Annotated in this window: 23 protein-coding genes and 1 other annotated feature; of the genes, 22 read left to right on the top strand and 1 reads right to left on the bottom strand. The window is 35.4% G+C overall.

Annotated elements, in window-relative coordinates:
* The first annotated feature begins 22 nt into the window (after window positions 1-22).
* The 18 genes from dnaG to H346_RS0101155 all read left to right on the top strand — a co-directional run bounded on the left by dnaG (window position 23) and on the right by H346_RS0101155 (window position 20711).
* Window positions 23-1837, top strand: a complete 1815-nt coding sequence (gene dnaG / locus H346_RS0101245; protein WP_027969473.1) for a DNA primase — start codon at window positions 23-25, stop codon at window positions 1835-1837.
* A gap of 8 nt (window positions 1838-1845) precedes the next feature.
* Complete coding sequence (gene rpoD, locus H346_RS0101240; RefSeq protein WP_027969472.1) at window positions 1846-2955, top strand: RNA polymerase sigma factor RpoD; 1110 nt, start codon at window positions 1846-1848, stop codon at window positions 2953-2955.
* A gap of 281 nt (window positions 2956-3236) precedes the next feature.
* Window positions 3237-3575, top strand: coding sequence for a metal-sulfur cluster assembly factor (locus tag H346_RS0101230; RefSeq protein ID WP_027969471.1), 339 nt, complete (start codon window positions 3237-3239; stop codon window positions 3573-3575).
* A 99-nt stretch (window positions 3576-3674) separates the two neighbouring features.
* The gene (gene rfbD, locus H346_RS0101225; protein WP_027969470.1) at window positions 3675-4529 is read left to right on the top strand and encodes a dTDP-4-dehydrorhamnose reductase; all 855 of its coding nucleotides are present in this window, start codon (window positions 3675-3677) and stop codon (window positions 4527-4529) included.
* Window positions 4530-4947: 418 nt separating this feature from the next.
* On the top strand, window positions 4948-6102 hold the full coding sequence (gene cps2T, locus H346_RS0101220) for a beta 1-4 rhamnosyltransferase Cps2T (RefSeq protein ID WP_027969469.1): 1155 nt from the start codon (window positions 4948-4950) through the stop codon (window positions 6100-6102).
* The gene (locus tag H346_RS0101215; RefSeq protein WP_027969468.1) at window positions 6092-7030 is read left to right on the top strand and encodes a glycosyltransferase family 2 protein; all 939 of its coding nucleotides are present in this window, start codon (window positions 6092-6094) and stop codon (window positions 7028-7030) included. Before cps2T ends, H346_RS0101215 begins: the two co-directional genes overlap by 11 nt.
* Window positions 7027-7830 (top strand): ABC transporter permease, encoded by an 804-nt coding sequence (locus tag H346_RS0101210; RefSeq protein WP_027969467.1) that lies wholly within the window; start codon window positions 7027-7029, stop codon window positions 7828-7830. The genes H346_RS0101215 and H346_RS0101210 overlap by 4 nt, the downstream gene beginning before the upstream one ends.
* A complete protein-coding gene (locus tag H346_RS0101205) occupies window positions 7830-9035 on the top strand; it encodes an ABC transporter ATP-binding protein (RefSeq protein WP_027969466.1) in 1206 nt (401 codons plus the stop codon). The genes H346_RS0101210 and H346_RS0101205 overlap by 1 nt, the downstream gene beginning before the upstream one ends.
* Window positions 9036-9060: 25 nt before the next feature.
* Window positions 9061-10068: a glycosyltransferase family 2 protein gene (locus H346_RS0101200; RefSeq protein WP_027969465.1), complete on the top strand. Its 1008-nt coding sequence runs from the start codon at window positions 9061-9063 to the stop codon at window positions 10066-10068.
* Window positions 10065-11810: a rhamnan synthesis F family protein gene (locus H346_RS0101195; protein ID WP_027969464.1), complete on the top strand. Its 1746-nt coding sequence runs from the start codon at window positions 10065-10067 to the stop codon at window positions 11808-11810. Before H346_RS0101200 ends, H346_RS0101195 begins: the two co-directional genes overlap by 4 nt.
* On the top strand, window positions 11807-14272 hold the full coding sequence (locus tag H346_RS0101190; RefSeq protein ID WP_027969463.1) for an LTA synthase family protein: 2466 nt from the start codon (window positions 11807-11809) through the stop codon (window positions 14270-14272). Before H346_RS0101195 ends, H346_RS0101190 begins: the two co-directional genes overlap by 4 nt.
* Window positions 14273-14295: 23 nt before the next feature.
* The gene (locus H346_RS0101185; protein WP_027969462.1) at window positions 14296-15075 is read left to right on the top strand and encodes a glycosyltransferase; all 780 of its coding nucleotides are present in this window, start codon (window positions 14296-14298) and stop codon (window positions 15073-15075) included.
* A 12-nt stretch (window positions 15076-15087) separates the two neighbouring features.
* The gene (locus H346_RS0101180) at window positions 15088-15783 is read left to right on the top strand and encodes a glycosyltransferase family 2 protein (protein ID WP_027969461.1); all 696 of its coding nucleotides are present in this window, start codon (window positions 15088-15090) and stop codon (window positions 15781-15783) included.
* A gap of 1 nt (window position 15784) precedes the next feature.
* Window positions 15785-16126, top strand: a complete 342-nt coding sequence (locus tag H346_RS0101175; RefSeq protein ID WP_027969460.1) for a DUF2304 domain-containing protein — start codon at window positions 15785-15787, stop codon at window positions 16124-16126.
* Entirely contained in the window at window positions 16119-17411 is a 1293-nt protein-coding gene (locus H346_RS0101170) for a lipopolysaccharide biosynthesis protein (RefSeq protein WP_027969459.1), read from the top strand. Before H346_RS0101175 ends, H346_RS0101170 begins: the two co-directional genes overlap by 8 nt.
* Entirely contained in the window at window positions 17386-18882 is a 1497-nt protein-coding gene (locus tag H346_RS0101165; RefSeq protein ID WP_027969458.1) for a DUF2142 domain-containing protein, read from the top strand. Before H346_RS0101170 ends, H346_RS0101165 begins: the two co-directional genes overlap by 26 nt.
* A gap of 84 nt (window positions 18883-18966) precedes the next feature.
* Window positions 18967-20190: a peptidase T gene (pepT, locus tag H346_RS0101160; RefSeq protein ID WP_027969457.1), complete on the top strand. Its 1224-nt coding sequence runs from the start codon at window positions 18967-18969 to the stop codon at window positions 20188-20190.
* A 32-nt stretch (window positions 20191-20222) separates the two neighbouring features.
* A complete protein-coding gene (locus H346_RS0101155; RefSeq protein WP_027969456.1) occupies window positions 20223-20711 on the top strand; it encodes an EbsA family protein in 489 nt (162 codons plus the stop codon).
* Here H346_RS0101155 and H346_RS10135 read toward each other — a convergent pair.
* On the bottom strand, window positions 20698-20895 hold the full coding sequence (locus H346_RS10135) for a ferredoxin (protein ID WP_083940705.1): 198 nt from the start codon (window positions 20893-20895) through the stop codon (window positions 20698-20700). The two genes, H346_RS0101155 and H346_RS10135, sit on opposite strands and share 14 nt — an antisense overlap.
* A 46-nt stretch (window positions 20896-20941) precedes the next feature.
* On the opposite strand from H346_RS10135, the gene H346_RS0101150 reads away from it, so the two are divergent.
* From H346_RS0101150 to rpmI, 4 genes are all read left to right on the top strand, one after another.
* Window positions 20942-21418: an SAG1386/EF1546 family surface-associated protein gene (locus H346_RS0101150; RefSeq protein WP_027969455.1), complete on the top strand. Its 477-nt coding sequence runs from the start codon at window positions 20942-20944 to the stop codon at window positions 21416-21418.
* A gap of 14 nt (window positions 21419-21432) precedes the next feature.
* On the top strand, window positions 21433-22113 hold the full coding sequence (gene cmk / locus H346_RS0101145) for a (d)CMP kinase (protein WP_027969454.1): 681 nt from the start codon (window positions 21433-21435) through the stop codon (window positions 22111-22113).
* A 23-nt stretch (window positions 22114-22136) separates the two neighbouring features.
* Window positions 22137-22258 (top strand) — a sequence feature (ribosomal protein L20 leader region).
* A gap of 14 nt (window positions 22259-22272) precedes the next feature.
* Window positions 22273-22803, top strand: a complete 531-nt coding sequence (gene infC / locus H346_RS0101140) for a translation initiation factor IF-3 (protein WP_027969453.1) — start codon at window positions 22273-22275, stop codon at window positions 22801-22803.
* Between the two features lie 43 nt (window positions 22804-22846).
* Window positions 22847-23044, top strand: a complete 198-nt coding sequence (gene rpmI / locus H346_RS0101135) for a 50S ribosomal protein L35 (protein WP_002985151.1) — start codon at window positions 22847-22849, stop codon at window positions 23042-23044.
* The last annotated feature ends 28 nt before the right edge of the window (window positions 23045-23072 follow it).

The raw sequence follows: 23072 nt of genomic DNA, 5'->3' as shown, positions 1-23072 counted from the left end.
TATAATGAAATGCAAAACTACAATGGGATTTTTGTGGAGAGGTGATGACTTGGCGATTGACAAAGAAATGATTTCCCAGATAAAAAATAGTGTTAATATTGTTGATGTCATTGGAGAAGTTGTTAGCCTTTCACGGACAGGGCGACATTATCTTGGTCTATGTCCCTTTCATAAAGAAAAAACGCCCTCTTTTAATGTCATTGAAGACAAACAATTTTTTCACTGTTTTGGTTGTGGAAAATCAGGGGATGTTTTTAAATTTATTGAGGACTATCGTCAAGTTCCTTTCTTAGAGAGCGTTCAGATTATTGCTGATAAGGCTGGAATATCACTGGAAATATTTCCGAGTCAGTCGGCGGTCACTCATCAGAAACAACGCCCTCATCAAGTCTTGATGACGCTTCATGAAGATGCTGCCAAGTTTTATCATGCTGTTTTGATGACAACAAAGATTGGACAAGAAGCAAGACATTATCTTTATGAGCGAGGTCTTGATGACCAGTTAATAGAACATTTCAATATTGGTTTAGCACCAAATGAATCGGATTATCTCTATCAGACGCTTTCCAAAAAATATGACGAAAGTCAGTTGACTGCTTCAGGACTTTTTAATCTTTCTGAGCAATCCAATACGGTTTATGATGCCTTTCGTAATCGCATTATGTTTCCTTTAACAAATGACCAAGGAAATATCATTGCTTTTTCAGGTCGTATTTGGACAGCAGCTGATTTAGAGAAGAAACAAGCCAAGTATAAAAATTCAAGAGGGACTGTCCTCTTTAACAAATCTTATGAACTGTACCACTTGGATAAGGCCAAACCAGTTATTGCCAAGACACACGAAGTTTTCTTAATGGAAGGTTTCATGGATGTCATTGCTGCTTATCGTTCTGGTTACGAAAATGTAGTTGCTTCAATGGGAACAGCATTGACTTCAGAACATGTTAGCCACCTTAAGCAAGTAACGAAAAAGGTCATTTTAATCTATGATGGTGATGATGCTGGTCAAAATGCTATTGCAAAATCATTGGATCTGCTGAAAGATTTTGTGGTTGAGATTGTGAGGATTCCAAATAAAATGGATCCTGACGAATTTGTTCAGCAGAATTCTACCGAGGTTTTTGCCGATCTTTTGAGTCAATCACGTATCAGTAGTGTTGAGTTTTTTATTGACTATTTGAAGCCTGACAATATGGATAATTTGCAGTCGCAAATTACTTATGTGGAGAAGATATCGCAGCTAATTGCACAATCCCCGTCAATTACTGCGCAGAATTCTTATATTAGTAAAGTAGCAGATTTATTACCGGATTTTGACTATTTTCAGGTTGAACAATCAGTTAATGCTTTGCGAGTACAAGATAGACAAAGGCGGCAAGAAGGGGCTGTTCCCTCTGTAAGTAGCGTTTTGACATTACCTGTTACAAAAAGTGTCACGGCTTTAATTAAAACGGAAAGGCATCTTTTACACAGGCTCTTGCATCATGAGTATTTGTTAAATGAGTTCCGTCATCGGGATGATTTTTATTTCGATACACCAGCCTTGCAATATCTTTATCAATACTTAAAAACAAATGGACAAATGACTTCTTATGATTTGTCGCAATTCCCTGAGGAAGTTGGTCAGGCTTATTACAATGTTTTAGAAGAAAATCTACCAGAAGAGATTGCTGCTGGTGAGATAGAGGATATTTTAGCCAAACGCTTAAAATTGCTTGCCGAGCGAGATCTTCACAGGCAAGGGAAACAAGTTAGAGAATCTAGCAATAAAGGAGATCACCAATTAGCTCTAGAAGTATTAGAAAATTTAATTGCTCAAAAACGAAAAATGGAATAGAGGAAGATATGACAAAAGAAAAAGAAATAACAACTTTTAATGTTCAAGTTGCGGAATTTATTCGTCATCATAAAAAAGAAGGAACAGCTATTGATGACGAAGTAACTGAAAAACTTGTGATTCCATTTACCTTGGACGCAGATCAAATTGATGATCTTCTTGAGCGTTTAACAGATGGCGGTATTTCAATTACTGACAAAGATGGAAATCCATCATCTAAATATATTGTTGAAGAACCAAAACCTGAAGAATTAACAGACGAGGAGTTGATTGGTAGCAATTCTGCTAAAGTAAATGATCCTGTTCGTATGTATCTCAAAGAGATTGGTGTTGTTCCACTGCTAACAAGTGAGGAAGAAAGGGTTTTGGCAGTTGCTGTTGCCGAAGGTGATTTGGAAGCTAAGCAACGTCTTGCAGAAGCTAATCTACGCTTAGTGGTATCGATTGCCAAACGTTACGTAGGTCGTGGCATGCAATTTTTGGATCTCATCCAAGAAGGAAATATGGGCTTGATGAAAGCGGTGGATAAATTTGACTATTCAAAAGGGTTTAAATTTTCGACCTATGCGACGTGGTGGATTCGTCAAGCCATTACTCGCGCTATTGCCGACCAGGCTAGAACGATACGTATTCCGGTTCATATGGTTGAAACCATTAATAAGCTTGTTCGCGAACAACGTAATCTTTTGCAAGAGTTGGGACAAGATCCAACACCAGAACAAATTGCTGAGCGCATGGAGATGACTCCTGATAAGGTTCGTGAAATTCTCAAAATTGCCCAAGAGCCGGTATCTCTTGAAACCCCAATTGGTGAAGAAGATGATAGTCATCTAGGTGATTTCATTGAGGATGAAGTGATTGAAAATCCAGTTGATTATACCACGCGTGTAGTGCTTCGCGAACAGTTAGATGAAGTTCTTGATACTCTTACAGATAGAGAAGAAAACGTCCTACGCTTACGTTTTGGGCTTGATGATGGTAAAATGCGTACACTTGAAGATGTTGGAAAAGTTTTCAATGTGACTCGTGAACGTATTCGCCAAATTGAAGCCAAAGCTCTCCGTAAACTCCGCCATCCAAGCCGCAGTAAGCAATTAAGAGACTTTATTGAAGATTGATAGGACCTATTTTATGGGAAAGCAAACCAATTTTGGTGTTTTAGATCGTTCCTTGAAAACCAAAAAGGAACGAAATATTCAGTGAACTTAGCAGCAAATACAAAACTAGAATTGAGTCTGGAGCCTAGTGGATTTTGATAGTGAACTTAAAATGGTGAACAAGCCTTAAACCTTTTAGGTCATCCTTTGAAAATAGGAACTCACCGGTGGACATTTTAAGTGGTAAATTTAAAAAAGAGAAATAACTTTGACATGTGACTCTGGAGTAATGGAAGGGAAAAATGGCTGAAATACCAAAATATACAGAAGAACAGATTGCAGCGATCAAGGATAAAATTCTTGAGGCCTTGGAAATGGTTATTGATCCAGAATTAGGGATTGATATTGTTAATTTAGGGTTAATTTATGAAATTCGTTTTGAAGATAATGGTCACACAGAAATCGATATGACCCTAACAACCATGGGCTGTCCTTTGGCAGATTTATTAACCGATCAAATTCATGATGTCATGCGTGATGTCCCAGAAGTGACCAAAACAGATGTAAAACTGGTCTGGTATCCTGCTTGGACAGTTGATAAAATGAGCCGATATGCTAGAATCGCACTTGGTATTCGCTGATGATGTCTACAAAAGGGATGAATTATTCCCTTTTTGATGCCAGATGAAAAGTGTAAAACATTCAAAATGGTACTTTGATAGAATTTAAAAGGAGAAAATATGATTTTAATTACCGGAAGTAATGGCCAGTTAGGAACAGAACTTCGTCACTTGCTAGATGAACGAGAAATCGATTATGTCGCTGTCGACGTTGCTGAAATGGATATTACGAATTCAGATAAGGTAGAAGAAGTTTTTGCACAAGTCAAACCTGCTTTGGTTTACCACTGCGCTGCCTATACAGCAGTTGATGCAGCAGAAGATGAAGGGAAAGTGCTGAATGAAGCGATCAATGTGACCGGTTCAGAAAATATTGCTAAAGCTTGCGGTAAGTACGGTGCCACTCTTGTTTACATTTCTACAGATTACGTTTTTGATGGTGATAAACCAATTAGTCAAGAATGGTCAGAAACAGACATTCCTAATCCTCAGACAGAGTATGGTCGCACGAAGCGTTTAGGGGAATTGGCAGTTGAGCGATATGCAGACAAATCTTACATTATTCGTACGGCTTGGGTATTTGGAAATCATGGTAAAAACTTTGTTTTTACTATGCAAAAATTGGCAGAAAGCCATCCACGATTAACCGTTGTTAATGATCAACACGGTCGACCGACTTGGACACGAACTTTAGCAGAATTCATGTGTTATTTGGTAGAAAATCAACAAGCATTTGGTTATTATCATTTATCAAATGATGCAGAGAAAGACACCACTTGGTATGATTTTGCTAAAGAAATATTAAAAAATACTGATGTTGAAGTTGTGCCGATTGATTCATCAGCTTTTCCAGCAAAAGCAAAACGCCCATTAAACTCAACAATGAACCTTGATAAAGCGAAAGCAACTGGATTTGTTATTCCAACGTGGCAAGAGGCTTTGAAGGAATTCTATAAGCAAGATGTTAAAAAATAAGACTTTGTGAAACACTTTTTTTACCTAGTTTTGTTGATATATGAGACATCATTTAGGGATCTAATGTTCTGTTTTTGAACGCTTAGATCTTTTTTATTATTTAAGGGTTACAGAAGAACTAAGGTCAAGGAACGGTATGGCACACCAAATGCATGAAGAAAATATCGTTTTCAGATAACGCATTTTTATAAAATTCTGTTTTTTATGATGAAATTTTGTTATAATGGCGATGAAAATCAGAAAGCACATATGACTGAATGTAAAAATAGTGAAAATAGTTTGAAAATGTATGTAGCTAGAAAATAGTTACATGCATTTTTTCATGCGTACGGCGTGACGGTATGGTTTTTTAAGGTCGCATTAGCCTTCTAATTATGGTATAATGTTACTGATTATATTTTAAATGGGGTAGTGTGCAATGCAAGATGTTTTTATCATTGGTAGCCGAGGGTTACCAGCCAAATATGGTGGCTTTGAAACCTTTGTGGAAGAACTTGTTAGTCATCAGTCGAGCCAAAACATTCGTTACCATGTTGCTTGTTTAAGTGATACTAAGCACAAAACCCATTTTGATTATAAAGGAGCAGATTGCTTTTATCTTAATCCGCCTAAGTTTGGTTCTGCTAGGGTAATTGCCTACGATATGATGGCTATTACCTATGCTTTATCCTATATTGATAAACATCATATTCAAAAGCCGATCTTTTATGTTTTAGGCAATACCGTTGGTGCTTTTATAGCACCATTTGTGAAACAAATTCATGACCGAGGTGGTCGCTTTTTTATCAATCCAGATGGCTTGGAATGGAAACGGTCTAAATGGTCAAAACCTGTACAAACTTATTTAAAATTCGCCGAAAAGCAAATGACCAAGCATGCTGACTTGGTGATCTCGGATAATGTTGGCATTGAAAATTACATCAAAGAGAAATATCCTTGGTCAAACACCTGTTTTATCGCTTATGGGACTAATATGCAATCATCCTTATTGACAAGAGCAGATAGTAACGTTAGGGGTTATTTTCAAAGCTTTGGTATTGAGGAAAATGAGTATTATTTGATTCTAGGACGGTTTGTGCCAGAGAATAATTATGAGGCGGCTATTCGAGCATTTATGTCATCTTCGACCAAACGTGATTTAGTTATTATTTGCAATCATGAAGGAAATCCTTACTTTAATCACCTACGTGCTCAAACAGGTTGCGATAAGGATCCACGAATTAAATTTGTTGGGACTTTGTACGATAAAGACCTTCTTACCTATATTCGTGAGCATGCTTTTGCCTATATTCATGGGCATGAAGTTGGTGGAACCAACCCCGGACTTTTGGAAGCGTTAGCACATACGAAACTTAATTTGGTATTGGACGTTGACTTTAATCGTTCCGTAGCTAAGACAGCTGCGCTTTATTGGTCAAAAGAAGAGGGGCATTTAAGGCGGCTCATTAATCAAGTTGAACAAGGTGTTGATAGTGAGGCTTTGGGTAAAAAAGCTAAGGTCATTATTCAACAAGAGTATACTTGGGAAAAAATTGTAGGGGAGTACGAGGCGTTATTTTTAAATGAACATTAATATTTTATTGTCCACCTACAATGGGGAACGTTTTTTAGCAGAACAGATTCAAAGTATTCAAAGGCAAACAATTAAGGATTGGACGCTATTGATTAGAGACGATGGCTCTAGTGATGGAACGATTACAATTATTAATGAGTTTGTAAAACAGGACAAACGCATTCGGTTTATCAATGGTGATAACAATGACAATTTAGGGGTTATTCGAAATTTTTATACCCTTTTAAAATATCAAAAGGCTGATGTCTATTTCTTTAGTGATCAGGATGATATTTGGTTAGAAAACAAATTGGAAGTTACCTTGTTGGAAGCTCAAAAACATGATATAACGGTTCCTTTGCTGGTTTATACAGACTTAAAGGTTGTTAATCAACAGTTAGCCGTTATCCATGACAGTATGATTAAAACACAATCAGATCATGCCAATACGACTTTACTTCAGGAGTTAACTGAAAATACGGTTACGGGGGGAACGATGATGATTAATCATGCCTTAGCTAAAGAATGGTTCACTTGTGATGGCTTATTGATGCATGATTGGTATCTGGCTTTATTAGCTGCGGCTAAAGGGAAATTAGTTTACCTAGATATTCCAACAGAATTGTATCGCCAACATGATGCAAATGTCTTGGGAGCAAGGACCTGGTCCAAACGCATGAGGAATTGGTTCCGACCACACACCCTAATTAGCAAGTATTGGTGGCTCATTACCTCTAGTCAAAAACAGGCTAAATTATTATTAGACTTACAATTACAACCCAATGATCGTGATATGGTAATGGCTTATGTATCACTACTAGATCAGCCATTTACCAAGCGCTTAGTTCTTTTAAAGACCTATGGTTTTCGTAAAAATCGGAGTTTCCATACCTTTATTTTTCAAAGCCTTGTCATGACCCTATTTGGTTACAGGAGAAAACAAGAATGAATTTTTTGACAAAGAAAAATCGTATTTTACTGAGAGAAATGGTAAAAACAGATTTTAAACTACGCTATCAAGGGAGTGCAATCGGTTATCTGTGGTCTATTTTAAAGCCACTCATGATGTTTACGATTATGTATCTAGTATTTATTCGTTTCCTTCGTTTAGGAGGAAATGTTCCCCACTTTCCAGTGGCTCTTTTGTTAGCGAATGTTATTTGGTCATTCTTTTCAGAGGCAACTAGCATGGGGATGGTGTCGATCGTATCAAGAGGTGATTTGTTGCGAAAGTTAAATTTTTCAAAACATATTATCGTGTTTTCTGCTGTTATAGGGGCTTTCATTAATTTTCTGATAAACTTATTAGTGGTTTTCATTTTTGCTCTTATCAATGGGGTTACAATTTCAGCATATGCCTATCTCTCTTTCTTTCTTTTTATAGAGTTAGCTGTTCTAGCAATAGGTATTGCTTTGTTGTTATCGACCTTGTTTGTTTATTACCGTGATTTAGCACAAGTATGGGAAGTGCTATTGCAAGCTGGCATGTATGCAACTCCAATTATTTATCCGATTACCTTTGTTTTTGATAGACATCCTCTTGCCGCAAAGCTATTAATGTTAAATCCGATTGCACAGATTATTCAAGATTTGCGTTATTTGCTTATCGACAGAGCTAACGTAACGATTTGGCAAATGTCATCTAATTGGTTTTACATTACTATTCCGTATCTCACACCATTTATTGTATTATTGTTTGGTATAGCTGTTTTCAAGAAAAATGCGAATAAGTTTGCGGAGATTATTTAATGACTAATAAAAAAATTGCAGTAAAAGTAGAGTGTGTTAGTAAATCATTCAAACTTCCAACAGAAGCTACCAAAAGCTTTCGAACAACCCTCGTCAACCGCTTTAGAGGAATTAAAGGCTATACGGAACAGCAGGTTTTAAAAGATATTAATTTTGAAGTTTATAAAGGGGACTTTTTTGGCATTGTTGGTCGAAATGGTTCTGGCAAGTCAACGCTTCTTAAAATTATCTCACAGATCTATATGCCAGAAAAGGGACAGGTGTCTGTGGAAGGGAAAATGGTTTCTTTTATTGAACTTGGAGTCGGCTTTAATCCTGAGTTAACCGGTCGTGAAAACGTTTATATGAATGGTGCTATGCTAGGTTTTACCAAAGAAGAAGTTGATGGCATGTACGATGAGATTGTTGATTTTGCGGAACTTCATGACTTTATGAATCAAAAATTAAAAAACTATTCCTCAGGAATGCAAGTTCGTTTGGCATTTTCTGTTGCAATTAAGGCTCAAGGCGATGTTCTTATTCTCGATGAGGTGCTTGCCGTTGGAGATGAAGCTTTTCAACGGAAATGTAACGATTACTTCATGGAGCGAAAAGATAGTGGGAAAACAACCATTTTAGTCACTCACGATATGGGCGCTGTTAAGAAGTATTGCAACCGTGCGGTACTCATAGAAGATGGCTTTGTCAAAGCTTATGGTGAACCATTTGATGTCGCTAATCAATACAGTGTGGATAATACAGAAACAAAAGACAATCTCCATAACACTGAAAAATTGACTGTTTCAGACCTTGCTCAAAATTTACAGGTAAATTTAACCTCACACCGATGTCTCACACCAAATGATGTCATTTCATTTGATGTGTCATATGAGGTTTTAAAAGACGAGCCAACTTATATTGCGTTTTCCTTAACGGACATTGATCGAAATATCTGGGTTTACAATGATAATTCATTTGATCAGCTGACTCAAGGTTTTGGAAAGAAAAAAATAACCTACCAGTGTCAGTTAGCACATCTCAACGATATTAAACTAAAACTTGAAGTAACAGTAAGAGATAAAAATGGGCAGATGTTACTCTTTTCAACGGCTGAGCAATCACCTCAAATAGTTATTCAAAGAACAGATATTGCAGCAGATGACTTCTCAGCTCTTGATTCTGCAAGTGGTTTATATCAACGAAATGGGAAATGGGTATTTCGTTAATGGTAACTAATTTAGAAAGAAAGTTATGCATAAAGTTTCAATTATTTGCACCAATTATAACAAGGCACCTTGGTTATCAGAAGCCCTTGATAGTTTTTTAAGACAGGAAACAACTTTTGGTTTTGACATTATTGTTATTGATGATGCTTCCACTGATCATTCAAGAACAATTCTAAAAGAGTATCAAGAAAAATTTCCTGAGAAAATAACGTTAATAGTTAATGAACACAATTTAGGAATAGCTAAAACTTGGGTAAAGGCTTGTCTTTATGCAAAAGGTCAGTATATTGCAAGGTGTGATGGCGATGATTTTTGGACAGATCATTTAAAACTTCAAAAACAAGTTGAGGCATTAGAAAAATCAAATGGCTCAAAATGGTCTAATACCGATTTTGATTTTGTGGGAAGTGATGGAAAATTGCTGCATGCTAATGCATTTGAGTCCGGTTACATTCCTCTTACAGACACTTATGAGAAAGTATTGGCTTTAAAAGGGATGACGATGGCATCAACCTGGCTTGTTGATGCAGAATTAATGAGAGAGGTAAATCAAAAAATTAATTTGGAAACATCAGATGATACCTTTGATATGCAATTAGAATTACTTCAATTAACGCCTTTAACTTACATTAGTGATTCAACGACAGTCTATCGGCTGACATCAAATTCTGACTCAAGACCAACTGATACCCCTAAAATGCTTTATCGGATTAAAAAATTGCTTCAGACACAATTAGATTATTTAACAAAATACCCCCAAGCAAATATGAAAGAGATAGCTAGTTTGTTAATGGAGCAAGATTCCAAAAATGAAATACGAATCCATGAATTAAGTTGTTCTGTTCATGACTTGCAACAATCGCTTTTAGATAAAACTGAACAAGAGGCAAAAAGAGAGATTGAAAGGCAGAAAGTAATAGATGAACAGAACCAACGCATTTTTGAATTAGCACATCAGTATAATTGTGTCATCAATTCGCGTCGCTGGAAGTATATGTCAACGCTCATTAATCTTGTTAGGAGAAAAAAATGAATCGTATTTTATTATATGTCCACTTTAATAAGTATAATAAGGTAAGTCACCACATTTATTATCAACTGGAACAAATGAGATCATTATTTTCTAAGGTTGTTTTTATTTCTAATAGTTTGGTAGATCAAAAAGATCTGGAACGCTTAAAAAGCCAACATATAATAGACCATTTTATTCAACGAAAAAATAAAGGCTTTGATTTTGCCGCTTGGCGTGATGGTATGCGAGACATCGGTTTTGATCAGTTAACTCAGTTTGATTCATTGACAATTATGAACGACACTTGTTTTGGGCCTCTTTGGGAAATGCAACCTTATTTTGAAAAATATGAGAGGGAGTCAACTGTTGATTTCTGGGGCTTAACGAATAATAGGGCAACCAAGGCTTTCAAAGAACATATTCAAAGTTATTTTATTACATTTAAACGGCAAGTCACCCAAAGTGATACTTTTCAACAGTTTTGGAAAACCATTGTAGAATATGATGATGTCCAAAAAGTTATTCAAAACTATGAAACACAAGTCACGACAACTCTCTTAGATGTTGGTTTCCATTATGAAACTATTTTTGACACCAGAGAAGCGGATGTGTCCTTTATGTTACATCCTGATTTTTCATACTACAATCCAACTGCAATACTTCAACACCGTGTTCCTTTTTTAAAGGTAAAAGCGATTGATGCTAACCAACATATTGCACCCTACTTAATGAAAGTTGTCGCCGAAGAAACATCCTACCCGGTAAATTTGATTGTTTCTCACATGTCACAAATGAATTTACCAGATACCAAGTATCTTTTGTCAAGAAAATATTTATCGTTTGAACCGATCAAAGCAAAGGCAGATAAAAAAATTGCAGTCCATCTACATGTTTTTTATGTTGATTTATTAAGTGATTTTTTAACCGTTTTTGCCAACTGGTCATTTCATTATGACTTATTTGTAACCACAGATAGTGACGATAAATTATCTGAAATTAACATCATTTTACAAGAATATACTAAAAAAGCAGAAGTGCTTGTTACAGGTAACATAGGAAGAGATGTTTTTCCGATGCTCTTATTAAAAGATAAATTGGCAACATATGACTATGTTGGGCATTTTCATACCAAAAAATCCAAAGAGGCTGACTTTTGGGCGGGGGAGTCTTGGAGAAACGAACTCATTGATATGCTTGTTAAACCAGCTGAGCATATTATAGATGCTTTTGAAGAGGAACAAGTGGGTATTGTTATTGCAGATATTCCTAGTTTTTTCCGTTTTAATAAAATTGTTGATGCTTGGAATGAGCATCTAATTGCTCCAGAGATGACTAGACTTTGGAAGTTGATGGGGCTAAAAAAGACGATAGATTTTCAAAGTATGGATACTTTTGTGATGAGTTATGGAACATTTGTTTGGTTTAAATATGACGCTCTCAAGCCTCTATTTGATTTAAAGTTAACGCAAAAAGATATTCCTAGTGAGCCGCTACCACAAAATTCGATACTACATGCTATTGAACGGTTACTTGTCTATATCGCATGGGATAACTCTTACGATTTTAGAATCGTTAAAAATCCGATTGATTTAACTCCTTTTATTGATAATAAACTTTTGAATTTACGTGAGGGCAGTGGAAGTCACACTTATGTTAATTTCGATCAAATGGGGGGAATGAAAGGCGCTTTGAAGTATATTGTTGTTGGACCGGCAAGAGCCTTGAAATACATCTTCCTACGTTTAATGGAGAAATTAAAATGATCAAGAAGAAGCTATTAGAAATAAATTGGTTGAATGTTATTCACCATTTTATAGTGCTTATTTTGAGTTTCTATTTTAGTTTTTATACAGTGAATAAAGAATTATTGGTTGAAGCAGCAAAATCAGTTGATATTTATTCACGTTTGCTTGGTGTTTCTTTTATTGGTTATGGGATTTCCATCATAGGATTAGCTTACTATATGAGTAGGCAAGCCAATTTGCTCTTGTTTTTAAAAAGCTTTCTTGTTTTTATAGCTTATTTAGGAACGAGTTATTTTTTACTAATCACACGCCAACTTAACAATAAAAATTTTACTGTTGAAAATCAATTTTATCAGTTTCAGTTATTTCCAACAGTAATGGGTATTTTAATTGTTGCTGCCCTAATCAAATGGCTAAAGGATCATTTTTCCATTAATAACGATAGGTTTGGTTTATTAGGTTATAAAAGCCATCATTTTTCCTTATCTCTGTTTTTAGCTATCATTCCCATTAATGACAGTCACCTTCTGAAGTTAATGAAGTCACATTTTACTGATCTATTGACTGTCAGTAATTATCAAGGTTATTTAAGTGAGATTGGTAGTTTACTTATTGTTTTAACCCTTGCCTTTGCAGCGATCATTTACCTATTTTTGAATAGTTTAAGCCATTTGAAACAAAATAAACCTTCTTTTTCAATGGCAGCTATCACTAGCCTGTTTTTCGCTCTCCTTTTCAATTACGCTTTACAATATGGTGTTAAAGGAGATGAAGCCTTACTAGGGTATTATATTTTTCCAGGAGCGACCCTTTTTCAGCTTATTGTCATTACTCTGATTGCTCTTTGGGCATATGTTATTATTAATAGGTATTGGACAACATCCATTTTATTAGTAACCATTGGGACAATGATTTCCATCGCAAATGCTTTAAAGGAATCAATGAGAAGTGAACCGTTATTGCTAACAGATTTTGTTTGGTTGCAGGAAATAGGTCTGCTGTCTAGCTTTGTTAAACCGTCCTTGATGATTAAAATGGTCATTGGTATTGGCTTGAGTGTTGGTTTAGCGTGGTATCTAAATAAGATTATTTTAGCAGGAAAAATCATTGGCAATCCTATAAAACGATTTAGTGTAGCTCTTATCCTGTTAGCCGTTTCTTTTGGTTTACTGTTACCATTTTATACCGAAAAAGAAGGAGAAATAGTATCTGGACTGCCGATTATTTCTACCTTACACAATGACAATAATATTAGCTGGCTGGGCTTTTCGACAAATGCTAGGTACAAATCATTGGCTTATGTTTGGACAAGGCAACTCACCAAAAAAGTAATGGAAAAACCAGCTAATTATAGTGAAAAAGCACTAGCAGAAATTGCTCAAAAATACCAAATGTTGGCAAGTGAGATCAATAAAGTTCGGAAAAATAACATCGCTGATCAGACCGTTATTTACCTTCTAAGCGAAAGTTTATCTAATCCAGAAAGGATTTCAAACGTCACAGTTAGCCAAGATGTTTTACCCAATATTAAAGCGATCAAAGCTGATACAACGAGTGGTCTTATGCAGTCAGATTCTTATGGTGGTGGAACTGCAAATATGGAATTTCAAACCTTAACAGGCTTGCCTTTTTATAACTTTTCATCGTCTGTATCGGTTTTATATTCAGAAGTTTTCCCAAAAATGACAAGTCCACACACGATTAGTGAATTCTTCAAACCAAAAAATCGTATTGCGATGCACCCTGCCAATGCAACTAATTTCAATCGAAAGGCGGTTTATAATGCTTTAGGATTTGATAAATTCCTTGCCACTACAGGCTCAAAAGACCGTTTTAAAGATCTTGAATTTGTTGGTTTATTACCAAGTGATAAAATGGTTTATAATAATATTTTATCTTTAATTAACCCCAAAGAAAGTCAGTTCTTTTCGGTTATTACCATGCAAAATCATGTTCCGTGGTCTTCGGATTCTCCACAAGACATTATAGGAGAAGGAAAAGGTTTTACAGATGAGGAGAATCGAAACTTGACAAGTTACGCTAGGCTCTTGACTTTTACAGACACTGAAACGAGGATTTTCCTAGAGAAATTAGCTAAAATTGATAAACCTATTAGCGTTGTTTTCTATGGTGATCACTTGCCAGGTTTGTATCCGGATAGTGCTTTTGATAATCATATTGAAAATAAGTATTTAACGGATTATTTTATTTGGAGTAACTTTACGAGTGATAAGAAAGAACATCCACTTGTTAATTCAAGTGATTTTACAGCTGCTTTATTTGAACATACGAATTCAAAGGTTTCGCCTTACTATGCATTGCTAACAGAGGTTCTTAACAAGGCTAGTGTAGATAAATCACCAGATAGTCCGGAATTCAAAGATGTTCAAAATGATTTGAAAAATATTCAGTATGACTTAACCATAGGGAAGGGTTACCTTTTAAAGAATAAAACATTTTTTGAAATACCGAGTAAATGAAGAAAGAAAAATGGGAAAGTATCATGAATAAGCAACACACATTTGTTATCTGTGCTTATGGGGTTAGTCCTTTTTTGGAAGATTGTATTATTTCCTTAAAAAACCAAACTCTCAAGTCAACAATTATTTGCTACACCTCAACGCCAAATGCGCATATTGATTCACTCTGTAAGCAGTACGAGATCCCTCTTTTGATCAAGGAAGGAGGAGGTATAGGCAAAGATTGGAATAATGCTCTTTCGTTTGTTGATACACCATTTGCAACTATTGCCCATCAAGATGATATTTACTTGGCTACGTATGCTGAAAAAATTATGGCAAGTTTTGAAAAATATCCTAAGTCAACGCTTGTCTATACCGATTATTCAGAATGCCGTGAGGAGATATTGTTACCAGCCAATTTAAATTTGAAACTAAAAACTGCAATGCTATCCCTTTTGAATTTTTTTCCAAATGCTTCCTTTTGGCAGCAGCGTGTTCTAGCCTTTGGGAATCCGATTTCATGCCCAACAGTTTCGTATCATCTTTCTATTTTGAAGGATTATCGCTTTAGCGAGACCTTGCGAACATCATTAGATTGGCTTGCTTGGTATACGATTAGTAAAAATTATAAAGGGCGTTTTACTTATGTCAAAGAGAAGTTGGTTTATCATCGTATTCATGAAGATTCTGAGACAACCGCAACTATTTTGGATAATACAAGATCCAAGGAGGATTTGATGATGTTTCAATTATTATGGCCAACAGTTATTGCCAAAGGTTTGATGTTCTTTTATAAGAGAAGCCAAAACTCAAATGGATAGGAGAAAATTTTTGTGAAGAAGTTAGTTATTATCCCCGCCTATAATGAAAGTAGTAATATCGTGGGAACTATCCGTGCAATTCAGATAGATGCCCCTGATTTTGACTATGTTATTATCAATGACTGCTCAAAAGACGATACCTTAGCAATTTGTCAGGCTAATGGTTTTAATGTGATTTCGTTGCCTATTAATCTTGGAATTGGAGGTGCTGTGCAAACGGGGTATTGTTATGCCAAGAGAAATGGCTATGATATAGCTGTCCAAGTGGATGGTGACGGTCAACACAATCCATCTTTTCTTAATCAAATGGTTGATGTTTTAGAAAAATCATCAATGAATATGGTTATTGGTTCACGGTTTATCACAAATGAAGGCTTTCAGTCATCTTTTGCCCGCCGCATCGGCATCAAATATTTCACATGGTTAATAGCTGTTTTAACGGGAAAGAAAATAACAGATGCCACTTCTGGTTTAAGAATGGTTGATCGCTCTTTAATTGAACGTTTTGCGGACCATTATCCTGATGATTATCCAGAGCCTGAAACAGTTGTTGATGTCTTAATTAGTGGTTTTAATGTTAAAGAGATTCCGGTTATTATGAACGAACGTCAAGGTGGTGTTTCATCGATTTCTTTGACAAAATCTATTTATTATATGATTAAAGTTACTTTAGCGATTTTGTTTGTTAAATTAAGAGGGAGACGATAAGATGACCATTACAGCAAGTTTATTTATAAGTATCATTATTCTGGCTTTCTTATTATTTTTAGTTAATCTCATCAAAAAGGATAAACTAGCAATTAGATATTCTCTTGCTTGGTTTATTTTAGCCTTTCTAATTTTACTCTTTACATGGTTTCCAAGGTTATTAAATCTGATGTCTCATCTTTTTGGAATCTATTCTCCGACAAATATGTTATTCTTTTTAGGATTCTGCCTCAGCCTGGCTATAATCTTTTCTTTAACGAATAGTATTTCAATACAAAATCATAAATTAAAACATTTGGCACAAGAAATTGCCCTTATGAAAAAAGAGAATAATAATGAGTAATTTTTCAATTCAATCTAAAAAGATTTTCTTATGGAACATGTTAGGGAGTTTATCAACTGCTGCAATATCAGTTGTTTTACTGATGGTTGTAACCAGATTTTTGACTCCTATAGATTCTGATAATTATGCTTTTGCTTATTCTTTTGCCAATATGATGGTTGTCGTAGCACTTTTTCAAGTGAGGAATTACCAGGCAACAGATATCAATGAAAAATATTCTTTCAGCCAGTACCTGATTGCTCGATTATTCACCTGTGCCTTGATGCTAGCTATTTCAGTCGTCTATCTTGTTGTGACAAAGGCAGATAGCTATAAAAGTGAGGTCATTTTCTTGGTGTGTGTCTATAGATTGACAGATGCTTTTTCAGACTTATATCAAGGTATGTTTCAGCAACATGAACGACTTGACATTGCTGGGAAATCTTTGACATATCGAAATAGTCTTATTTTTATTGTCTACACAGCTATTATATGGTATGCCAAAGATTTGATTTTAGCTTTAGAGGCGGTTTGTTTGATCTCGGGTGCTTTTATTCTTTTTTACGACCTTAGAAAATCAAGGGGGTTTCAAAGCGTTAATCTTTGTGAGTTATTGCAAAAAGTAACGATTAGAAAGAGCTTCCATTTATTAAAAGAGAGTTTTCCACTATTTTTAAATGGCTTTTTGATCATTTATATTTACACACAACCAAAATATTCTATTGAAAATCTGACCAATTTGGGAAAGATTCCTCTGGGATCTCAGACAATTTTTAACATTCTATTTATGCCAGCTTTTGTGATGAACTTGATGATGCTTTTTTTTAGACCCCATATCACACAAATGGCTATTGCTCTTATAAAGGGACAAATTCGAGAATTTAATAAGATCCAAGTGCGATTATTTAGTTACCTAAGTCTATTTGCCTTACTCGTATTAATGGGGAGTGGTTTACTTGGACTGCCTTTTTTAGCAATCTTATATGGTACTGATCTCAAGGAATACTGGATAGCATTTATGCTGATCATGCTTGGTGGTTCTATTGGAAGCTTTGCGACAGCTATTGATAATATACTAACAGCTATGAGAAAACAAAAATTCTTATTAATACCCTATAGTGGTGGTTTTCTGTTTTCCTTACTAATTACAAATCCACTTGTTAAAAGCTATCACATTTTAGGAGCTTCTCTAAGTTTTCTTTTTACCATGCTTTTTTGGTGTGGTTTATCCATTGCTGTTTATGTGTTTATTATGAATAGATTTAAGAAAGGAAATGCAGGTGCAAAAACTCATGATTGTGATTAATCATCTTCTAAGAGAGAATTATAAGTATATTTGTTCGATCTTTATAACACTCCTCTTGTCTATTGTTTTATATACTAATACTTTTAACTACCCGTTGAGGTTTATGGGATTTATTTTTATTTTAGCCTCTCTGCTCATTGTTTTTTTGCCAAAGAAGTTAGAAGTGGCAACAGTCCTATTGATTTTGGTATTTGGTTCTCTTTCTGTCATGATAACACCACTAAACGATGTTCCTGATGAATATGTTCATTATGCCCGATCAGTCTATATTTCAGAAGGGGATATTAATCTGTCCAATGATAATAAAAATTTAAAGGTTTCTAAAGATGTAAAAAAAATAATTGATCGGTCAGGAACGACTGTAACGAATTCAAAACAATTATCTATTAAGCATACAAAGGCTGAATATATTAATCCCAATATTAAGGGAACAAATGCTTACTACAGCTTTTCTTACTTTCCTCAAGCTTTGGGTATAGTGCTAGGAAATGCTATCGGGTTTCCAATAGTAATCACCTATTATCTAGGAAGATTAGTTAATCTCATTTTTTATGCACTTCTTGTTTTTTTAGCGCTAAAATTATCTGGTCCTTTTAAACAAGTTATAGCTGTGGTTGCTTTATTACCAATGAACATCTACTTGGCTGCTTCTTATAATCAGGACGGTTTTGCTATTGGTTTAGTCCTAACAACCATTGGACTCTTTATTAATCTGCTGTATTCAGAAAATAGTTCTAAAAATAATGTGAAACTTTTGATTTACTTTGGACTTTGTGGGCTGTTAGTTCTTTCAAAGTTTACCTATTTCTTACTAGTTTTATTGCCTTTCTTTATTCCTAATAAACGATTTGGAGAGAGAAGTAAGCGGATTATACTCAATAAGATTTTAGGAATCTTATTAATGACACTTTTTGCAGCCATATGGTTTAAACTTTATGGTCAAGTAAAAACACCTTATGTTGCTGATTTTCTAAAAGAAGTCAATGTTAATCAGCAAATTAAAAATATTATTGAAAGACCGATTTTATATGGTGGTGTCATTGCTAGACATATGGTTACTAATTTAATAAATATGGATAATATTTTCCAATTTGGTGCTTTAAGTTATGGTATCACCAATATTTTCTCACTTTATCTTGTTTTTCTCTTTTTCATTTATTTGAGTAACGCTAGTAAGATGGTTCTTAATGTCAAAGAAAAATTTGGGATTTTCTTAGTTATCTCTGGTATCATTGGGGCAACTGTTTTAGCCATGTACCTCACATGGACCCCAGCTGGTGCCTTAACTGTTTTGGGAGTACAAAGCCGTTATTTAATAGGAATTATCCCGTTGTTACTGTTGTTATTTACTAGTCAAAATTCCAAAATAAAACAAGTAGAAGATTTTATTTCTGATAAGATGGCTCTCCATGTGTCCTTATTATTTGTGATTATGATGCTAATGAGTACTATTTTTAGGTATTATAATTAATCTAGCCTTTAAAAAACTTGGCTTCTGTAAGTATTTTAAAGCCTTTTGTGCTATAATTGAGATGAGAAGTTGTTGAGGTGAATGATGATATACGAGAACTTATTAGAACGATTCATAAAATATGTAAAAGTTAATACAAGAAGTGATGCTGAAAGTAACAGCACACCAAGTACAGAAAGTCAAAGAGAGTTTGCGTTAACTGTTTTGAAACCAGAAATGGAAGCTATTGGCCTGCAAGATGTTCATTATAATCCAGTCAATGGGTATCTTGTTGGAACTTTACCTGCTAATAGTAGTACCTTAACGCGTAAAATTGGTTTTATTGCCCACATGGATACGGCAGATTTTAATGCAGAAGCTGTTAACCCTCAGATTATTGAAAACTATCAAGGTGGAGACATTAAGCTTGGGCAATCCGCTTATTCCTTATTGCCAGAGGAGTTTCCAAATCTTAATAATTATGTTGGACAAACACTGATTACAACTGATGGAACAACCCTGCTAGGAGCTGATGACAAATCGGGTATTGCTGAAATCATGACAGCTATTGAATATTTAGTTTCTCATCCACAAATGGAACACTGCGAAATTAAGGTCGCTTTTGGTCCTGATGAAGAAATTGGAGTCGGTGCTGATAAATTTGATGTGAAAGATTTTGAGGTTGATTTTGCCTATACAGTTGATGGTGGTCCTTTAGGTGAATTACAATATGAGACTTTCAGTGCTGCAGGTTTGGAAGTGACTTTTTTGGGGAGAAATGTTCATCCAGGGACAGCTAAGGATCAAATGATTAATGCTCTTCAGTTAGCCATTGACTTTCATCATCAGTTGCCAGAGACTGATCGTCCTGAAAAAACAGATGGTTATCAAGGTTTTTATCACCTGATGGCATTATCTGGGACGGTTGAAGAAGCTCACGCATCGTATATTATTCGTGATTTTGAGGAGGAGTCATTTGAAGCTAGAAAAGAAGTTATTACTAACTTAGTTCAATCTATGAACACTCAATTGAGAGCAGACCGTGTTCTTATCTCACTTACTGATCAATATTACAACATGAAAAAAGTTATTGAAAAAGACATGACTCCGGTTACTTTGGCAAAAGAGGTTATGGAAGAACTTTCTATTAAACCAATCATTGAACCTATTCGTGGTGGTACGGATGGGTCAAAAATTTCATTTATGGGGATTCCAACTCCTAATATCTTTGCAGGTGGTGAAAATATGCATGGTCGTTTTGAATTTGTTAGTCTTCAAACGATGGAAAGAGCTGTTGATGTGATTCTTGGCATCGTTCGTAAACCTTAACTATCAGCATTTATTGGAGGTGACGAACAAAAATGATTAAAATTTTTGGCAAGATAAGGTATCATTGGCAGCCGGAATTGTCATGGTCTATTATTTATTGGTCCATTGCTTTTGCCCCTATTTTTATAGGCTTATCTTTATTGTATGAAAGAACTGAAATCCCAAGTCGTGTCTTTGTTTTATTTGCTATATTTGCTGTTTTGGTTGGGATTGGCTTACATCGTTATTTCATTATTGAAAAGAATGGTGTCTTGAGGATTATTTCCTTTAAACTCTTTGGTCCTCATAAGCTAATTATTTCATCTATTACAAAAGTAGAAGTGACTAAATCAACCCTTACTATATTCGTTGGTGAAAAGAATTATCTATTTTACATGCGAAAATGGCCCAAGAAATACTTTCTGGATGCTTTAGCAGTAAATCCTTATTTTAAAGGCGAAGTGATTTTACTAGATAATTTTGTTAAGCTTGACTATTTTGAAGAATACCAATTTGACAAAAAATCCCTTACTCGAGGGTAAGGGATTTAGTCGGGCAGGATTTAACTGCTGAGATAGTATTCCTATCTAAAGGAGTGATGGTCTGGGTAGTTTCAAGTGAATTTGAGAATTTGACGATACCATCATCATGGTAATCAAAAAGGTTGGAATAGGTCTGGCATAGACCGCAAGCGATGCATTTTTCAGGGATAATTGTTACTTTCATAGTAATATTCTAATATGATTTTGTTAAATTAACAAGGGGGAAGGTCATGGCTAAAGAACCATGGGAAGAACAAATTGTCGATGATAATAGGGAAACAAGAACACGTAGGTCTAGAGGGGCACTAATTAGTACTCCTTGGTTGACAGCTTTATTAAGCATCTTTTTTGTGATTATTGTTGCTATTCTCTTTGTTTTCTTCTACACATCAAACAGTGGCAGCGACAAACAAGCGGAAACAACAGGTTTTTATGGTGCTTCTACCCCAAAAAAGGTAAAAAAAGCTTCTAGTTCAAAAATAAAAGCCAGTAGTTCAACAAGTGGAAAAACCACGCCTTCTAGTGACGAAACAAAGACGTCAACTGAGGTGAAAGGGGAGACTATCACTGTACTAGCAGGAGAGGGAGCAGCTTCTATTGCAGCGCGTGCTGGTATTACTGTGGAACAGTTACAAGCACTCAATCCAGATCATATGACTCAAGGGTATTGGTATGCCAATCCTGGAGACCAAGTCATCATTAAATAATAAAAGAGGGATGAATGAAAGCCATTAGAATTGCGATTGATGGACCAGCTTCAAGTGGTAAAAGTACGGTAGCCAAGATTGTAGCTAAAAATCTTGGCTATACCTATTTAGACACTGGTGCCATGTATCGTTCAGTAACCTACATTGCATTAACACACGGTTATCAAGAAGATCAAGTTGATCTTATTTTAAATGAATTAGCAAAACATCCTATTTCATTTAAGAAATTGTCGGACGGTTCACAGCAAGTTTTCCTTGGAGACCAAGATATTACTTTAGCTATTAGACAACATGATATAACTAATAATGTTTCTTGGGTGTCTGCTTTACCAGAGATTAGGGAAGAATTGGTTAAGCAACAAAGACGGATCGCTAAAGCAGGTGCCATCATCATGGATGGTCGTGATATTGGAACAGTTGTTCTTCCAGAGGCAGAGTTAAAAATCTTTTTAATGGCTTCAGTTCAAGAGAGAGCAGAGCGTCGTTATAAAGAAAACCTAGAAAAAGGAATCGAAACAGACTTTGATACTTTAAAAGAAGAAATTGCAACACGTGACTACAAGGATAGTCATCGTAAGGTCTCTCCTTTAAAAGCAGCAGAGGATGCTTTGGTTTTTGATACGACAGGAGTTGACATTTCGGGTGTTGTGCAATTTATTCAGGAAAAAGCAGAGAAAGTGATTGACATGGATTAGCTCATATGCTAGAATGATAGTAATGAGAAAAGCAGAAGTGAGAACTTCTCGCCTTACGACTTAGGTTGTCTGGCCCAACATGTTAAGATCCTTTGGGATGTATATGTGCGGGCTTGGTTTATCAAGTCTGCTTTTGTTTTTCTCTAAAAAAATAAAGAGGTGAAGATCATAGCTAAAAAGGATCTATTCATTAATGATGAAATTCGCGTTCGTGAAGTTCGTCTTGTTGGTCTTGAAGGTGAACAATTAGGTATTAAGCCATTATTTGAAGCACAAGCTCTAGCCGATGCTTCAAACGTAGACTTGGTTTTAATCCAGCCACAAGCTGTTCCTCCTGTTGCCAAACTTATGGACTATGGAAAGTTCAAATTTGAGTATCAAAAGAAACAAAAAGAACAACGCAAAAAACAGAGCGTTGTGACTGTTAAAGAAGTTCGTCTCAGTCCAGTTATTGACAAAGGTGACTTTGAAACAAAACTTCGTAATGGTCGTAAGTTCCTTGAAAAAGGGAATAAAGTTAAAGTTTCAATTCGTTTTAAAGGACGTATGATTACGCATAAGGAGATTGGTGCTAAGGTACTAGCTGATTTTGCTGAAGCAACTCAAGATATTGCTATTATTGAGCAAAGAGCAAAAATGGATGGACGCCAAATGTTTATGCAACTTGCACCAATTCCAGACAAGAAGTAATTGTCACCGTTTAATTATTATATCTTAATAGGAGAATACTAAAATGCCAAAACAAAAAACACACCGCGCATCAGCTAAACGTTTTAAACGTACAGGTTCAGGTGGTTTGAAACGCTTCCGTGCCTTCACATCACACCGTTTCCACGGAAAAACTAAAAAACAACGTCGTCATCTTCGTAAAGCTGGTTTGGTAAGCTCAGGAGATTTCAAACGTATTAAAGCAATGGTTACTGGCCTTTAAGAGAAGGTTTTGTAGGCATTTACTAGAA

The sequence above is a fragment of the Streptococcus castoreus DSM 17536 genome (genome assembly GCF_000425025.1).
Taxonomy (GTDB): Bacteria; Bacillota; Bacilli; order Lactobacillales; family Streptococcaceae; genus Streptococcus; species Streptococcus castoreus.
The sequence above is the reverse complement of the archived record's forward strand: the minus strand, read 5'-3'. Positions and strand labels throughout refer to the sequence as shown.

What these genes read in the sequence shown, in the direction of transcription:
- dnaG (WP_027969473.1), top strand. Translation starts at nt 23, where the DNA reads ATGGGATTTTTGTGGAGAGGTGATGACTTGGCGATTGACAAAGAAATG.
- rpoD (WP_027969472.1), top strand. Translation starts at nt 1,846, where the DNA reads ATGACAAAAGAAAAAGAAATAACAACTTTTAATGTTCAAGTTGCGGAA.
- H346_RS0101230 (WP_027969471.1), top strand. Translation starts at nt 3,237, where the DNA reads ATGGCTGAAATACCAAAATATACAGAAGAACAGATTGCAGCGATCAAG.
- rfbD (WP_027969470.1), top strand. Translation starts at nt 3,675, where the DNA reads ATGATTTTAATTACCGGAAGTAATGGCCAGTTAGGAACAGAACTTCGT.
- cps2T (WP_027969469.1), top strand. Translation starts at nt 4,948, where the DNA reads ATGCAAGATGTTTTTATCATTGGTAGCCGAGGGTTACCAGCCAAATAT.
- H346_RS0101215 (WP_027969468.1), top strand. Translation starts at nt 6,092, where the DNA reads ATGAACATTAATATTTTATTGTCCACCTACAATGGGGAACGTTTTTTA.
- H346_RS0101210 (WP_027969467.1), top strand. Translation starts at nt 7,027, where the DNA reads ATGAATTTTTTGACAAAGAAAAATCGTATTTTACTGAGAGAAATGGTA.
- H346_RS0101205 (WP_027969466.1), top strand. Translation starts at nt 7,830, where the DNA reads ATGACTAATAAAAAAATTGCAGTAAAAGTAGAGTGTGTTAGTAAATCA.
- H346_RS0101200 (WP_027969465.1), top strand. Translation starts at nt 9,061, where the DNA reads ATGCATAAAGTTTCAATTATTTGCACCAATTATAACAAGGCACCTTGG.
- H346_RS0101195 (WP_027969464.1), top strand. Translation starts at nt 10,065, where the DNA reads ATGAATCGTATTTTATTATATGTCCACTTTAATAAGTATAATAAGGTA.
- H346_RS0101190 (WP_027969463.1), top strand. Translation starts at nt 11,807, where the DNA reads ATGATCAAGAAGAAGCTATTAGAAATAAATTGGTTGAATGTTATTCAC.
- H346_RS0101185 (WP_027969462.1), top strand. Translation starts at nt 14,296, where the DNA reads ATGAATAAGCAACACACATTTGTTATCTGTGCTTATGGGGTTAGTCCT.
- H346_RS0101175 (WP_027969460.1), top strand. Translation starts at nt 15,785, where the DNA reads ATGACCATTACAGCAAGTTTATTTATAAGTATCATTATTCTGGCTTTC.
- H346_RS0101170 (WP_027969459.1), top strand. Translation starts at nt 16,119, where the DNA reads ATGAGTAATTTTTCAATTCAATCTAAAAAGATTTTCTTATGGAACATG.
- pepT (WP_027969457.1), top strand. Translation starts at nt 18,967, where the DNA reads ATGATATACGAGAACTTATTAGAACGATTCATAAAATATGTAAAAGTT.
- H346_RS0101155 (WP_027969456.1), top strand. Translation starts at nt 20,223, where the DNA reads ATGATTAAAATTTTTGGCAAGATAAGGTATCATTGGCAGCCGGAATTG.
- H346_RS10135 (WP_083940705.1), bottom strand. Translation starts at nt 20,895, where the DNA reads ATGAAAGTAACAATTATCCCTGAAAAATGCATCGCTTGCGGTCTATGC.
- H346_RS0101150 (WP_027969455.1), top strand. Translation starts at nt 20,942, where the DNA reads ATGGCTAAAGAACCATGGGAAGAACAAATTGTCGATGATAATAGGGAA.
- cmk (WP_027969454.1), top strand. Translation starts at nt 21,433, where the DNA reads ATGAAAGCCATTAGAATTGCGATTGATGGACCAGCTTCAAGTGGTAAA.
- rpmI (WP_002985151.1), top strand. Translation starts at nt 22,847, where the DNA reads ATGCCAAAACAAAAAACACACCGCGCATCAGCTAAACGTTTTAAACGT.